14 protein-coding genes are annotated in these 14,832 nt (G+C 46.8%); all 14 read left to right on the top strand.

Annotated features, from left to right (window positions below):
- The first annotated feature begins 18 nt into the window (after positions 1–18).
- The 14 genes from modB (at position 19) to moaA (ending at position 14,317) form a co-directional block, all read left to right on the top strand.
- On the top strand, positions 19–690 hold the full coding sequence (modB, locus tag AC0WRU_RS17460) for a molybdate ABC transporter permease subunit (protein WP_476125721.1): 672 nt from the start codon (positions 19–21) through the stop codon (positions 688–690).
- 231 nt (positions 691–921) lie between these two features.
- Positions 922–4,596 carry a nitrate reductase subunit alpha gene (locus tag AC0WRU_RS17455; protein WP_476125720.1) on the top strand — a complete coding sequence of 1,225 codons (3,675 nt, stop codon included), beginning with the start codon at positions 922–924 and terminating at the stop codon, positions 4,594–4,596.
- Positions 4,586–6,163: a nitrate reductase subunit beta gene (gene narH, locus AC0WRU_RS17450; RefSeq protein ID WP_476125719.1), complete on the top strand. Its 1,578-nt coding sequence runs from the start codon at positions 4,586–4,588 to the stop codon at positions 6,161–6,163. The genes AC0WRU_RS17455 and narH overlap by 11 nt, the downstream gene beginning before the upstream one ends.
- Entirely contained in the window at positions 6,156–6,722 is a 567-nt protein-coding gene (gene narJ, locus AC0WRU_RS17445) for a nitrate reductase molybdenum cofactor assembly chaperone (protein ID WP_476125718.1), read from the top strand. The genes narH and narJ overlap by 8 nt, the downstream gene beginning before the upstream one ends.
- Positions 6,722–7,405, top strand: a complete 684-nt coding sequence (gene narI, locus AC0WRU_RS17440; protein ID WP_476128668.1) for a respiratory nitrate reductase subunit gamma — start codon at positions 6,722–6,724, stop codon at positions 7,403–7,405. The genes narJ and narI overlap by 1 nt, the downstream gene beginning before the upstream one ends.
- A gap of 45 nt (positions 7,406–7,450) precedes the next feature.
- Positions 7,451–7,903 carry a GAF domain-containing protein gene (locus AC0WRU_RS17435; RefSeq protein ID WP_476125717.1) on the top strand — a complete coding sequence of 151 codons (453 nt, stop codon included), beginning with the start codon at positions 7,451–7,453 and terminating at the stop codon, positions 7,901–7,903.
- Between the two features lies 1 nt (position 7,904).
- Positions 7,905–8,969, top strand: coding sequence for an ATP-binding protein (locus tag AC0WRU_RS17430; RefSeq protein WP_476125716.1), 1,065 nt, complete (start codon positions 7,905–7,907; stop codon positions 8,967–8,969).
- A 7-nt stretch (positions 8,970–8,976) separates the two neighbouring features.
- Positions 8,977–9,624, top strand: a complete 648-nt coding sequence (locus AC0WRU_RS17425; RefSeq protein WP_023989699.1) for a response regulator transcription factor — start codon at positions 8,977–8,979, stop codon at positions 9,622–9,624.
- A 22-nt stretch (positions 9,625–9,646) separates the two neighbouring features.
- Complete coding sequence (locus tag AC0WRU_RS17420) at positions 9,647–10,174, top strand: hemerythrin domain-containing protein (protein ID WP_476125715.1); 528 nt, start codon at positions 9,647–9,649, stop codon at positions 10,172–10,174.
- Positions 10,175–10,340: 166 nt separating this feature from the next.
- Entirely contained in the window at positions 10,341–11,495 is a 1,155-nt protein-coding gene (locus AC0WRU_RS17415) for a nitrate/nitrite transporter (protein ID WP_476125714.1), read from the top strand.
- Positions 11,488–12,507: a ThiF family adenylyltransferase gene (locus AC0WRU_RS17410; RefSeq protein ID WP_134913295.1), complete on the top strand. Its 1,020-nt coding sequence runs from the start codon at positions 11,488–11,490 to the stop codon at positions 12,505–12,507. The genes AC0WRU_RS17415 and AC0WRU_RS17410 overlap by 8 nt, the downstream gene beginning before the upstream one ends.
- Positions 12,508–12,593: 86 nt before the next feature.
- Positions 12,594–13,037, top strand: a complete 444-nt coding sequence (locus AC0WRU_RS17405) for a molybdenum cofactor biosynthesis protein MoaE (protein ID WP_476125713.1) — start codon at positions 12,594–12,596, stop codon at positions 13,035–13,037.
- Positions 13,030–13,263: a MoaD/ThiS family protein gene (locus AC0WRU_RS17400; RefSeq protein WP_283652727.1), complete on the top strand. Its 234-nt coding sequence runs from the start codon at positions 13,030–13,032 to the stop codon at positions 13,261–13,263. The genes AC0WRU_RS17405 and AC0WRU_RS17400 overlap by 8 nt, the downstream gene beginning before the upstream one ends.
- 37 nt (positions 13,264–13,300) lie before the next feature.
- Positions 13,301–14,317 carry a GTP 3',8-cyclase MoaA gene (gene moaA, locus AC0WRU_RS17395; protein WP_476125712.1) on the top strand — a complete coding sequence of 339 codons (1,017 nt, stop codon included), beginning with the start codon at positions 13,301–13,303 and terminating at the stop codon, positions 14,315–14,317.
- The last annotated feature ends 515 nt before the right edge of the window (positions 14,318–14,832 follow it).

Below are 14,832 nucleotides of genomic sequence, written 5' to 3'. Positions count from 1 at the left end.
TTCCATACCGAAGTAAACATGCAAATCATGAATTGGAATGAATATTGGTCTCCAATTCAATTATCGTTGCAGGTGGCGCTGTTATCAAGCGTGTTGGTGATCGTAGCAGGCTTGGTTATAGCATGGTCAATGTCCCGATTAGGATCGTTTAAAGGAAAAACGTTCGTTGAAACCGTATTTATGCTGCCCTTGGTACTCCCTCCGACCGTTGTTGGGTTTTTACTGTTAGTATTACTTGGGCGAAAAAGTGGGTTTGGACGTTTTGTGGAGCAATGGTTTGGTGAACCCATTGTATTCTCGTGGTGGGCTGCGGTGGTCGCGTCGGTCGTTGTGGCTTTCCCTCTTGTCTATCGGACGATGAAGGTGGGATTTGCTTCTGTTGATGAGGAGTTGGAAGAAGCGGGACGTTCGATAGGGGCGAGTGAATGGCAGGTTTTCCGATATATAACTTTTCCCTTAATTTTCCCTTCACTTAAAGCTGCCTTTATACTCGGTTTTGCCCGCAGTCTGGGCGAATTCGGTGCTACGCTGATGATTGCCGGAAATATTCCAGGTAAAACCCAAACCATTCCGACGGCCATTTATGTAGCGGTGGATTCTGGTCATCTTCCTATGGCATGGGCCTGGACATGCTCTTTAATAGTCATTTCCTTTATTATGCTCCTATTAACCGGCCAAAAGAACAATTAATCAAGGCCAAAAAGTGCGATCGCAAAAACGGGTCCGCCTTCATAGAAGCTTCCCTCTATTAGAGGGAGGCTTTTTGTATCTTTTTATAGAACGAGGGATTTCCTGTAGCGCTATAGGACATTCCCTAATGGGAACAAACATGGATGAATTACATAATGAGAGTAAGCGAATGAGTCTTCCTTTGGAACTTGCGTTGGGATGATTCATTCTAAAAAGGAGTGTTGGTCATCGATGAAAAAAAAATACAACCTCAACTTTTTTAAACCGATCGAAAGCTATTCGGGAAATTGGTCAATCCTTGAGGAAAAAAATAGAGAATGGGAAAACGTGTACCGTCAGCGTTGGTCTCACGACAAAGTGGTTCGGACGACGCACGGAGTGAACTGCACCGGTTCCTGTAGTTGGAAGGTTTTTGTGAAAAACGGCATCATTACCTGGGAAAATCAACAGATCGATTATCCTTCCTGCGGTGTTGATATGCCAGAATTTGAACCGCGGGGATGCCCGCGTGGGGCTACATTTTCCTGGTATGAATACAGTCCATTACGCGTGAAATACCCCTATATGCGCGGTAAGTTATTGCGGCTTTGGTTAGCCGCCATTAAGGAGCATACGAATCCAGTGGACGCATGGGCAAGCATCGTAGAAGACCCTGAGAAAGCCAAGCTCTACAAATCAGCTCGCGGAAAAGGCGGTCATGTCCGTGTCGCTTGGGACGATGTCCTGCGTCTGATCTCGGCGCAGCTCATCTATACCATTCGTAAGTATGGTCCCGACCGCATCGCGGGCTTTACGCCAATCCCGGCGATGTCAATGATAAGCTACGCTTCAGGAGCCCGATTCATTTCGCTTCTCGGTGGACAGATGTTGAGTTTCTATGATTGGTATGCCGACCTTCCGCCTTCATCTCCTCAAATTTGGGGTGAGCAGACGGATGTACCGGAATCTTCTGATTGGTACAATGCGGGTTACCTGATCATGTGGGGATCGAACGTACCACTTACCCGGACGCCAGACGCTCATTTTATGACGGAAGTACGTTATAAGGGAACAAAAGTCGTATCAGTGGCTCCCGACTTGGCGGAGAATGTGAAGTTCGCTGACAACTGGCTTGCACCACATCCGGGTACAGATGCTGCCGTAGCCCAGGCTATGACGCATGTTATTCTCGATGAGTTCTACAAAGAGCGCCAAGAACCGATGTTCATTAACTATGCCAAACAATATACGGATATGCCGTTTATGATTCTGCTTGATCCACACGAAGGAGTCTGGAAAGGTGGACGTTTTCTACGGGCGAGTGACCTTGGGGATGTATCGCCGCATGCAGACTGGAAGCCAGTCATATATGACGAAGCGGCGGGGGAAATGCTGGTCCCGAACGGTACGATGGGACAGCGCTGGGAGCAGGATAAGAAATGGAACCTGATTCTGGAACGGGAAGATGGAACAAAGGTTGAGCCCGCGCTCACTGTGGAAGGTCATGGCGAGCAATGGGAAGAAGTCGTATTCCCTTACTTTGATAACGCCGGTAATGGAACGTTCAAACGTGTAATTCCAGCCAAAAAAGTACGCTTGGCAGATGGCTCGGAACGTTACGTAGCAACCGTGTACGATTTGATGATGAGCCAGTACGGTGTCGCACGCAATGACAGCCCTCATAACGCCAAGAATTATTACGACGAAGCTTCGCATTATACCCCTGCCTGGCAGGAGAAGATCACAGGTGTGAAGGCGTCAGTTGTGGTACAGATTGCTCGGGAATTTGCTCAAAATGCTATCGATACTAAAGGGCGCTCCATGATTATTATGGGTGCGGGTATCAATCACTGGTTCAATAGTGACACGATCTATCGATCCATCTTGAATCTGGTCGTGTTGACTGCTTCCCAAGGTGTAAACGGTGGAGGCTGGGCGCATTATGTTGGTCAAGAAAAGCTCCGCCCAATCGAAGGCTGGTCAACGATTGCCTTTGCAAAAGACTGGCAAGGGGCGGCTCGGCAGCAAAATGCGACATCATTTTTCTACTTTGCAACGGAGCAGTGGCGTTATGAAGAAAGTGGAACAGACAGCTTGAAGTCACCGATTGGCGGGGATGTTAGTTACACACATCCAGCAGACTACAACGTGCTCGCAGCGCGCCTGGGGTGGCTGCCTTCTTATCCACAGTTTAATAAAAACAGCCTGCTGTTCGCTGAAGAGGCGGCACAATTAGGCAAGAAGTCCAACGAGGACATCATTAATCATTCTGTAGAAGAGATTAAATCACGTAAGACACGCTTTGCTGTAGAAGATCCTGGGGCAGCCGAAAACTTCCCGCGTTCACTCTTTGTTTGGCGGTCAAATCTGATTTCCAGTTCGGCGAAGGGACAAGAGTATTTCATGAAACATTTACTCGGAGCATCCGATGCCCTGCTTGCTCGGCCGAATGAAGAACAGAAGCCTGAGGAAATCGTTTGGAGAGAAGATGTAGAAGGAAAGCTTGATCTGATGGTTGCACTTGATTTTCGGATGACAACGACCCCATTGTATGCGGACATCGTGCTTCCGGCTGCAACTTGGTACGAAAAAACAGACTTATCGTCAACAGACATGCATCCTTTCGTGCATCCGTTTAACCCGGCTGTTAATCCACTGTGGGAATCCCGCGCGGACTGGGATATTTACCGCCAGCTTTCTGAGGTCTTTTCGGATATGGCAAAAGAGTACCTACCAGGAATATATAAAGACCTTGTGACCGCACCGCTCTTACACGACAGTATAGGCGAGATTTCACAGTCGATGGGTCTTGTAAAGGATTGGACGAAGGGCGAGATTGAAGCAATTCCGGGTAAAACTATGCCGAATTTCAGTATTATTGAACGCGATTATACAAAAATTCATGATAAATTCATCTCACTCGGTCCGAATTTGATTACCGGCAAAGCAGGTGCACATGGCGTCAGCTTCTCCGTGGCGGACGAATATGAGGAAATGAAAAAGTTGAATGGAGTTTATTATGATGAGTCCATTAAAGACGGGCTACCGAAAATTCAGACAGCTCGCCAAGTGGCCAATGCAATTCTTCACCTTTCATCCGCGACTAATGGACGGGTTTCGCAAAAGGCTTATGAGCGGGCAGAAGAGCTTCACGGTGTGGAACTCAAAGATATCTCGGCCGATCGGGCAGCGGAAAGAATCACCTTCCAAAGTATCACGGCACAGCCGCGTGAAGTTATACCGACACCGGTATTCACTGGATCGAATAAGAAGGGACGCCGCTATTCACCATTTACAACGAATATTGAACGTCTCGTTCCGTTTCGTACTTTGACGGGAAGACAGCATTTTTATATTGATCATGAGATTTTCCAACAATTTGGGGAATCATTGCCAATCTACAAACCGACGCTGCCGCCAATGGTGTTTGGCCCTCGCGACCGGGAAATAAAAGGCGGGCAAGATTCACTTGTGCTCCGTTATCTAACACCGCATGGTAAATGGAATATTCACTCCACCTACCAGGACAACCAGCACATGCTTACACTGTTTCGTGGAGGTCCTACCGTGTGGATCAACAACGAAGACGCAGAGGCGCACGGTCTTGCCGACAATGACTGGGTAGAGGTATACAACCGTAACGGCGTCGTGACCGCCCGGACCGTTGTCAGCCACCGGATGCCAAGAGGAACGATGTTCATGTACCATGCTCAGGATAAGCACATTCAAGTGCCAGGCTCCGAAATCACGGATACACGCGGCGGTAGTCATAACGCACCGACAAGAATTCATCTAAAACCAACCCAGATGGTTGGTGGATATGCTCAGCTTAGCTATGGATTCAACTATTATGGTCCGATCGGCAACCAACGTGATGTGTACGTTGCGGTACGTAAAATGAAGGAGGTTAACTGGCTTGAAGATTAAAGCTCAAATTGCCATGGTCATGAACCTGGATAAATGTATCGGCTGCCATACGTGCAGCGTGACATGCAAAACAACCTGGACGAACCGCAAAGGTGCGGAATATATGTGGTTCAACAATGTGGAAACCAAACCTGGTATCGGTTATCCGAAGCGCTGGGAAGACCAGGAACTATATAAAGGGGGCTGGCAGCTCCGCAAAGGAAAACTGGAACTGAAGTCAGGGAACAAGCTGTCCAAGATAGCGCTGGGTAAGATTTTTTACAATCCAGACATGCCGGAAATGAAAGATTATTATGAGCCCTGGACTTACAATTACGAGCATCTGACCAACGCCGGCGAGCAGAAGCATTCACCTGTGGCACGCGCGCATTCTGCGGTAACGGGTGAAAAAATGGATTTGGAGTGGGGTCCAAACTGGGAAGATGACCTAGCGGGTGCGCATGTAACCGGTCCGCTTGATCCCAATATTCAGAAAATTGAAGAAGAGATTAAATTTAACTTTGAGAAATCGTTCATGGTTTATCTCCCACGGCTCTGCGAACATTGTCTAAATCCGAGCTGTGTTGCGTCCTGTCCTTCGGGTGCTATGTACAAACGGGACGAGGACGGAATCGTGCTCGTGGATCAGGAAGCCTGCCGCGGCTGGCGGTATTGCATGACGGGCTGTCCATACAAAAAAGTGTACTTTAACTGGCAGACGAACAAAGCTGAGAAATGTACCTTCTGTTTCCCGCGTGTGGAAGCCGGCCTGCCGACAGTCTGCTCCGAGACATGTACAGGACGAATTCGCTACCTTGGCGTTATGCTGTATGACGCGGATCGGGTGCTCGAGGCCGCCTCTACGCAGGATGAGAAAGAACTTTATAAAGCGCAGTGCGACCTGTTCATGGATCCAAGTGATCCAGCAGTGATTGCTCAGGCGAGAAAAGACGGTATCTCGGAGGACTGGATTGAAGCAGCGCAGAACTCGCCGGTCTACAAGCTTGCCATTGAACACAAGCTGGCATTCCCGCTTCATCCGGAATACCGCACCTTACCTATGGTCTGGTATGTGCCACCACTTAGTCCGATCATGAATTACTTTGAAGGGAAAGACTCGATTGAGAATCCCGATATGATCTTTCCGGCTATCGAAGAGATGCGGACCCCTATTCAGTACCTTGCCAATATGTTGACGGCGGGCGACACGCAAACCGTGAAGGAATCCTTGCAACGGATGGCTATGATGCGCTCCTATATGCGTGCCCAGTCTACAGGACAATCTTTCGATGAAAGCCGTCTTGAGCGCATCGGCATGACACCGCGGCAGACCGAGCATATGTATCGACTTCTGGCGATTGCCAAGTATGAGGATCGTTTCGTCATTCCGACATCGCATAAAGAAGGATATTCGAATCCGTACCGGGCTCAAGGATCTGCGGGTTACGGCGACACCATGGGAGACATGGGTTCGGGCTCTGGATGTGACGGCTGTAGTATGGCAAGTTCAATGGGGATGGAAGAGCCTTTGAAAACTGGCAAAGAAATGTATGAAGAAAACTTCTACGGGGGTATTTGGCGTGATTAATGTAGCGAAGCTGTATGAATGCAAGCCGTCATTCGGGTTTTTCGCCCAGCAACTCATGTACCCGGAAAAGCTGGATTTTCATCCGGCTTTTCTGGAAGCATCATTTGATCCGAACCATCCGGCGTATGCGCATGCGAACACCTACTGGTCCCTTATGCAAGAATTCAGTATGGAAGAGATTCAGGAAATGTATACGGAAACCTTTGATTTTCAAAAAAATTGTGCACTATATATGACTTACTTCAAATTCGAAGATGCAAAAGAACGGGGACAAATGTTGGTCAAGTTAAAGGTGCTATATGAGATGTACGGTCTTGAAATGCCAGATGGAGAGCTGCCAGATTATCTTCCGCTCATGTGTGAATTTCTGTATGCCGCCGAATGGGCGCAAGATCCGAAGACGACAGAAAACTTCCGCATGCCAATCGCGATCCTGGAAGACGGCACATATCATTTGCTTAAAGCGCTGGAAAAAATGGAAAGCCCGTATTTTCATCTGGTGAAGGGACTGCGCGAAACGCTTAAAGCTTGCGTAGAACAGGAGGCAGCCGCGCAATGATGATGCTAGAGCAGTTTTTATGGGTCATTTTCCCTTATATGTGCGTGGTCGTCTTTATAGTAGGGCATATTTTCCGCTATAGAAACGACCAGTTCAATTGGACAGCGAAATCAAGTGAATTTATTGAAAAGAAACAATTGATGATCGGAAGCCTCTTATTCCACCTGGGTATAATCCCGGTTATTTTCGGTCACGTGTCCGGTCTGGGCATACCAAAAACCTGGATGCATGCACTGGGTGTAAACGATCATCTGTATCATATTGGAGCAGTTTATGCTGGTGGAATATTTGGAGCGATGACGTTCCTCGGTATGTTGATTCTTACCTCTCGTCGTTTTACAATACGCAGTGTACGCCGTTTAAGTACAGCGTCTGATTTGATTGTAAACGTATTGCTTTTGGCCATTGTATGCATGGGGATGTTCGCGACTCTCGTAACGAATGCGGTACAGCCGGAATTCGATTATCGGGAGACGATCTCGATCTGGTTCCGCGGTTTATTCATATTCCGTGTTGACCCGACACTGATGAGAGACGTACCGATGTCTTTCAAGCTTCATATACTTATGGGCTTTACGATTTTTGCATTCTGGCCGTTTACCCGGCTTGTACATGTGTGGAGTGTTCCGTTGAATTATGTGCGCAGAAGTTATATCCTTTACAGAAGACATAAATCGAATTAGGAAAGCGGGCTCTGCCTTCTTTCCTAATTCTATTAGGAGAGAGCGATGAATAATAGGATGGATTATCAAAGGGAGCTTGAGCGAATACGCGAACATTTCGGTTATGATTTCATGGCGCTTGCTCTTGTTGAACCGGCCGAATATCAATACGTAATTAAATGGAAAAATGCAGCCGGTAATTTAAATGATCGCTTTAAGCGGATTGTGCTGCAATCCGGTAAGGGCATAGCAGGAATCGTGTTTAAAACCGGGAAATCCGTTTTCATTCCATCTGTTTATCAATATGTGGGGGCAGACAACCTGTTTAACTATCCGATCGTTCAATCCGAGAAGCTCAAGAGTCTCGGGGCTGTTCCCCTATGGAATGATGCGCGCGTCGCGGGCGTACTGCTTGGTGGATTTCGGGAAGAACAGCTGATGACCGAAGCCATGATGCGTGATTTGGAAGCCTTGGCGCATAGGGGAATTGGAGAGTTGAACGGGAAGGAAGTGATATGAATTGACATTGTCTGTAGGGACTGGCTCTTTGAGTGCGCTAATGGTGAAGTTGTTTGAGAACAGTACGGAAGCCATTTTCTTTTTTGATAGGCAAGGGAATACCCTAGCCATGAACCCGGCAGCTGAGGAGATTGTGGGCGATGACGTCCTCATTCAACTCTATGAAGGGAAGGACAGAGCTTTATGTGGAACATGCAGGGGCTATACAAGCGAAACGGAGCCTCGTACCTGCCTTGACTGTTATTTCAATATGCCAGAATCCAAGGATTTCGCTTCTTTTCAGGTGTATCTGGAAACGAAGAGCAACGGAATGGTTCCCTATGCCGCTTCTTTTCACACCATTGATTCTGAACATGGAACAAGGGTGTTGATGTTGAGAGACTTGACTCCGCAATTTCAGACGCAGGAAAAATTGTATCAAAACAAAATGATGAAGCATGTCATTGAAGCGCAGGAAAATGAGCGTAAACGGCTTTCCAGGGAACTGCACGACAGCGTAGCCCAGGAATTGATGAGCGCGGTTGTTGAACTACGGGTGTTAAAATACATGACGAATGATGAACAGCTCATCAAAAACATGAAGCAGACTGAAGCATCCATGACGCGATTGCTGGATGATATCCGCAACTTGTCTGTGGAACTACGCCCCGCCACACTTGATGATTTTGGGCTTGAAGCGGCATTTCGTTCTCACTTTAAGAGGGTTGAACAAAGCTTTGGTCTTGTGGTTGAATTTGTGTCGGATCTTCCCCAAAAGCGATATGGTAGTGAAAAGGAAACGGTCATTTACCGTGTCTGCCAGGAGGCTGTTCTCAATGCCTTGAAGTATGCCCAGGTAGACATGGTTAAAGTTTCTTTGACTGAGCACGATCATATGCTTCGTTTGACTGTAGAGGACGATGGAATTGGCTTTGAAAAGGGGAGCAATCCTATTGGAACGGGACTAGGTTTATATGGTATGCAGGAGCGAGCGGAGCTGGTAGGCGGAAGTTTTGGCGTCCTTTCAAATGTTGGTCAGGGAACCAAAGTCTTTTTACAAATTCCGATTGGCCAAGAGGAGGAATAGAGACTTGATCAAAATTGTGCTAGCGGATGACCATGCGATTGTACGAAGCGGATTTTCCATGATTTTGAACTTCCAATCGGATATGGAGGTTGTCGGAACGGCTGCGGATGGCATTGAAGCGTATACGATGGTAGCTAAATATCGTCCGGATATTCTAATCATGGACCTCAGCATGCCCCCAGGCGAAAGTGGATTGATCGCCACAGGCAAGATTAAAGAGGACCACCCTGATACTAAAATTCTGATTCTGACCATGCATGACGATGAAGAATATCTTTTTCATATTTTAAAGAATGGTGCTTCAGGATACGTTTTGAAAAATGCTCCAGATGAGGAGCTATTGCTTGCTATACGAACCATTCATGGAGGTGGGACTTATATCCATCCTAAAATGGCTACTTCTCTCGTTCGTGAGTTCATCAAGAAAGATACGACGTCACAATCAGAAGATCCGTATGAGATCCTGTCCAAGCGGGAACTAGAGATTCTGCCTCTAGTCGCAAAAGGTTACGGTAACAAGGAAGTTGCCGAAAAGCTGTTCATCTCTGTCAAGACGGTGGAAGCGAACAAAGCGAAAATCATGGAGAAATTGAATTTAAGAAGCCGGCCTGAACTGGTCCAATATGCATTAAAGAAAAAAATGCTGGATTTTTAGCCGATGAATGGAGGAAATCCGCGTGCTGGAAAATGAGAAAATGCGCTTTTCCAAACCCGCCATGCGTATTCTTGAAAATGAGCATCGATATTTAATATATCTGATGGATGAATGGCATGCCATTGTACTGTGGTTTGAGCACAGAATACTAGATTTGGAAGAAGGCCGCAAGCAACTGGAAAAGCTGAGAATGCAGATTATCGATTTTATGGTACCCCTCAAGAAACATACCGAAAAGGAAGAAGAACACTTCTTTTCTCTGCTAGGAACCTACATTGGTTTTGAACAGGGGCCGCTCGTCGGTATACAGGAGGAGCATCGTGAAATAGAAGGCTATATCGGTCATTTCCTTCATCAGACGGAGGGCGATTTGAGTTTGCTCACGCTTGATGAGATTCAGGAGGCAGCCAAGAACGCGGGTGAGGCCTTCGAAGTGCTGACTGTACATTTTATAAAAGAAGAAACCGTACTTTTTCCTATGGCTGAGCAACAGATCAATCGGAATGATCTGACCAAGTTATGTGACAAATTAAATACGCTTATCTCTTGAACAGACCAAGTCGCTTCCTATAGAAGCGGCTTTTTATATTTTCAGGGAGTCCCCTGGCAGGTAAAGGGGACTCCCCTATATTCGAACAGATCGGCTAGCGGCTACAATGGGGACAGAAAATTTAAATAAATAATTCGACAGAAAAAACGTTGAAAAGGTGAGTTAAATGATTAGAAAAATGCAGTTGCCGTTACAAACATTGAACTTGATTCTTGGATTCATGGTATGGGTTATCATTTCTTCTCTTATGCCGTTCATTACGGAGGATATTGCTATTCCACCCGGAAAATTGGCCATGGTCACGGCGATTCCGGTCGTGCTTGGTTCGATTCTGCGCATTCCGCTTGGTTATTATGCCAACATCCTCGGAGCAAGAATCGTTTTTCTCGTTAGCTTTATTTTGCTTTTGTTTCCCGTCTACTATATCAGTGAAGCTTCTACGATGATGGATTTAATTATCGGTGGCTTGTTCCTTGGGATTGGAGGAGCTGTGTTCTCGGTTGGGGTGACTTCGCTGCCGAAGTATTATCCAAAGGAAAAGCATGGGTTTGTAAATGGAATGTATGGTATAGGAAATTTGGGAACAGCCGTCACTACCTTCTCGGCCCCTATTGTGGCTACCCAAATTGGCTGGGCCCCTACTGTGAAGCTGTATCTCATTCTGCTGCTTGTTTTTATCGTTTTGAATTTCTTCTTAGGGGACCGTCATGAAGCTAAAGTAAAGACGCCCATTATGGAACAGATCAAAGGGGTTTACAAAAATGAAAAGCTTTGGTTTTTCTCACTCTTTTATTTTATTACATTTGGCTCATTTGTAGCGTTCACGGTATACTTGCCGAATTTCCTGGTATCGAATTTTGAGCTGACTAAAGTGGATGCAGGGATGCGTACAGCAGGCTTCATTGCGATTGCCACATTCTTCCGCCCCATCGGTGGCTGGCTGGCGGATCGGTTTCAGCCCCTGTTCCTGCTGTTAGGTACGTTTACTGTTTATACGGTCGCTGCGATTCTTTTGGCTTTTTCACCAGGGATCACCCTTTATGCAGTAGGCTGCTTGGCGATTGCTGTGTGTGCTGGAGTGGGGAACGGTGTCATTTTTAAGCTAGTTCCATTTTATTTTAATAAACAGGCAGGCATAGTTAACGGAATTGTATCTATGATGGGCGGTCTCGGCGGCTTTTTCCCTCCGATCTTGTTGTCGACGATTCATGCCGTTACTGGCCAATATTCCATTGGGTTCATGCTACTCTCCCAAGTGGCGCTGGCTAGTATGATCCTCGTCATATGGCTGTATTATCAAGGGACACAATCTAATGAATGAGCGTTATTCCAGACAGATCTTATTTAGACCTATTGGTGGCGAAGGGCAGCGTAATCTATCCGCTGCTGTCGTCACCATTATTGGTTGCGGGGCACTGGGTTCCGCCATTGCCGAAACATTGGTAAGAGCGGGCGTTGGGGAGCTTCATCTTGTCGACAGGGATTATGTAGAGATGTCGAATCTGCAACGTCAGCAGCTGTTTACGGAGCAGGACGCCGCGGAAATGCAGCCTAAGGTCATGGCAGCCGAAAAAAGGCTGAAAGCCATACGAGAAGACGTGCGGTTGTACACATATCTCGATAATTTGGATGCCGAGCTTGTTCAAGAACTTGCCAGCAAAAGTATATTGCTGATGGATGCTACGGACAATTTCGAAACTCGTCTACTTATCAACGATGCTGCACTGAAGGCAGGAATTCCATGGATTTACGGAGCCTGTGTTGGAAGCACAGGCGTTGTTTTTCCATTCGTGCCGGGCGAGTCTGCTTGTTTACGCTGCCTTCTGCCATCGTTGCCTGCGATCAATCAGACCTGCGATACGGCTGGAATCATCTCGCCTGCAGTCCAGGTGACAGCCGCCCTCCAATGTGCAGAAGCCATGAAGTGGCTGAGCGGCAGACATGATAAGATGCGCCGCAAGGTTCATCTATTTGATCTATGGGAGAATACGCAGATGGACATAGGGATTTCCCGCATCCGTAACCAAGATTGTCCAACCTGTGGAGAATATCCTACGTTTCCTGCACTGACGGCATCACGTCGCTCGGCGTATGCTGCTCTGTGCGGACGGGATGTGGTACAGGTTCTTCCAGACCCCCATCGTCCGATCACGCTCGATGATGCAGAGAAAATGGGCAGGCTTATAGCAGATAGCGTAAAAAGAACTCCTTATTTCGTTGAATTTTATGCTTTTAAGCATCGAATGATTTTATTCAAAAACGGAAGGCTTCTCATACATGGTGTACGAAGTGTTGCCAACGGTCAGAAACTATATCATCAGCTGTTCGGTTAAATGCGAGATGTAGATACAAAAAGCAGAGATATTTAAAAGAGCTGTCACCGGAGGGTGGCTTGTCCGGTGGCTGGAAGGTGGAAAAGATGAGTGTATTTGAAATCGTGACGGAGCCCATTCTCCCGCAGGCTTATGCGGATTATGTCCTAAGGCCGGAAGCAGGAGCGGTGACTGTTTTTACAGGGCACGTACGAGAATGGACTCAAGGCGTACGGACCTTATACCTTGCTTATGAGGCCTATGTCCCTATGGCCCAAAAAAAGCTCTCGGAGATTGGCCGCGAAATCGAACAGAAATGGGAAGGGACACGAGTGGCAATCGCGCACCGCATTGGCGAGCTTCAAATCGGCGATATCGCCGTTGTCATCGCCGTTTCTTCACCTCACCGTTCGGATGCGTATGAGGCAAATGAATACGCGATCGAACGAATCAAAGAAATAGTTCCTATTTGGAAACGAGAGATTTGGGAAGATGGAACGCAGTGGGTCGGAGATCAAAAGAAAAAGCCGGGGGAGATCAGTCATGATTAAGCTGTACTACTTTGCGGGACTCCGTGAGGTGACGGGAAAAACAGAAGAATTGGCAGATTTGGCGGGCCAAACGGTAGGCGATTTATCCAATTGGATAACAGATCAATATCCGGATATGCCGATCAAGTCTGTGCGGATTGCGATAAACGAGGAGTATGCGTTGTCTACGGATGTATTACAGGATGGAGACATTGCAGCCTTCATTCCCCCAGTCAGCGGCGGCTAATGATAATGATGCTAAACAACTAGAAAGGAGGGGGCGTATGAATTTTCATCCACTGAAAGACACGTTGCAGCGACCGATTCGTGACCTGCGTATATCGGTTACGGACCGCTGCAATTTTCGCTGTTCCTATTGCATGCCCAAAGAAATTTTCGGTGACGATTACGCCTTTCTTCCCCAAAATGAATGTCTGTCGTTTGAAGAGATTCACCGGCTGACGAAGCTCTTTGTATCCCTGGGTGTAAAAAAGATCCGACTCACGGGCGGCGAACCATTAATGCGCAGGAATCTACCTGACCTTGTCTCCCAAATCCTGTCCATTGACGGAGTGGAAGATGTCGGCTTGACCACCAACGGTGTGCTGCTAGGACAGCAGGCTAAGCCCCTCTATGATGCGGGGCTACGACGTCTTAACGTCAGTCTGGACGCTCTGGACCCCGAGCTGTTTGGGCGGTTGAATGGGCGGGGGATTAAGCCCGATTTTATTTTGAAGCAGATCGAATATGCAAGAGAAATCGGCTTTGAGATCAAGGCCAATATGGTGGTTCAAAAAGGTGTTAATGATTCTGAAATTTTGCCGATGGCCGCTTATTTCAAGGAGCAGGGAATAACTCTTCGTTTTATTGAGTTTATGGATGTAGGTAATGACAACGGGTGGAGCTTCAAAAAGGTACTAACCAAAAAAGAAATCGTTGAACGACTTAAGAATGCGTACGAGCTGGAGCCGATGGATCGGGATTACTTTGGAGAAGTGGCAAAGCGTTATCGTTATAAAGACAGCGACGCACAGATAGGTTTTATTACTTCGGTTTCTGAATCGTTTTGCTCGTCTTGCACACGTGCCCGCTTATCGTGCGATGGCAAGTTTTATACATGTTTGTTTGCTTCAGACGGATTTGATTTACGCCAGATGCTTCGCAACGGGGCGAATGACCAGGAACTACTCGATGTAATTACTTCAGTATGGGAGCAACGCACAGACCGGTATTCCGATGAACGTACGGAGCAGACAGCCAACAACAGAAAAAAAATTAGCATGTCCTACATTGGTGGTTGACATTTTATACCATGTAAGTGTGCTATATTTGATGCGATTGCCCCGAAAAAGAAAGCGCAAACATTTTTGTTGGCAAAACTTAAATTCGATGTTATTATGATCTTGGGATTGTTACTGAAAAGGCAAAACCCGAGGCATGGAATTAGATTTCCATGTGTTGGGTTTTGCCTTTTCTTTTTAGAATACAAGCTTTGCGATATCCTGCATGATATGAATATCTGGCCCAGCCATAACGCAGAAAGGTGAGTGATATAAAGCCTTACAAGTGCTGAACAACAAAGATGATGACGTCGACCAACGAATCGACATCCGAAAAATGATGTCATAGGACGTGGTTAACCGACTATATCCATTTTCAAAACGGAATATCAGATCGGTTTGGGAGCACTCAAGATCATTCAGGGAAAACGTAAGGCTTTTGTCTCTTATTATGAATGCGTTTTCATAACATGAAGTTGTAAATCAATACATTTGAATTTGATTTACGACGAAGGTTTGATCGGCTATTACCGTCT

The organism is Paenibacillus sp. 1-8, from assembly GCF_056316205.1.
Note: the sequence above shows the minus strand (reverse complement) of the source record. Positions and strands in the feature narration are given on the sequence as shown.

What these genes read in the sequence shown, in the direction of transcription:
- narI (WP_476128668.1), top strand. Translation starts at nt 6,722, where the DNA reads ATGATGCTAGAGCAGTTTTTATGGGTCATTTTCCCTTATATGTGCGTG.
- AC0WRU_RS17405 (WP_476125713.1), top strand. Translation starts at nt 12,594, where the DNA reads ATGAGTGTATTTGAAATCGTGACGGAGCCCATTCTCCCGCAGGCTTAT.
- AC0WRU_RS17410 (WP_134913295.1), top strand. Translation starts at nt 11,488, where the DNA reads ATGAATGAGCGTTATTCCAGACAGATCTTATTTAGACCTATTGGTGGC.
- AC0WRU_RS17435 (WP_476125717.1), top strand. Translation starts at nt 7,451, where the DNA reads ATGAATAATAGGATGGATTATCAAAGGGAGCTTGAGCGAATACGCGAA.
- modB (WP_476125721.1), top strand. Translation starts at nt 19, where the DNA reads ATGCAAATCATGAATTGGAATGAATATTGGTCTCCAATTCAATTATCG.
- AC0WRU_RS17455 (WP_476125720.1), top strand. Translation starts at nt 922, where the DNA reads ATGAAAAAAAAATACAACCTCAACTTTTTTAAACCGATCGAAAGCTAT.
- moaA (WP_476125712.1), top strand. Translation starts at nt 13,301, where the DNA reads ATGAATTTTCATCCACTGAAAGACACGTTGCAGCGACCGATTCGTGAC.
- AC0WRU_RS17415 (WP_476125714.1), top strand. Translation starts at nt 10,341, where the DNA reads ATGATTAGAAAAATGCAGTTGCCGTTACAAACATTGAACTTGATTCTT.
- AC0WRU_RS17400 (WP_283652727.1), top strand. Translation starts at nt 13,030, where the DNA reads ATGATTAAGCTGTACTACTTTGCGGGACTCCGTGAGGTGACGGGAAAA.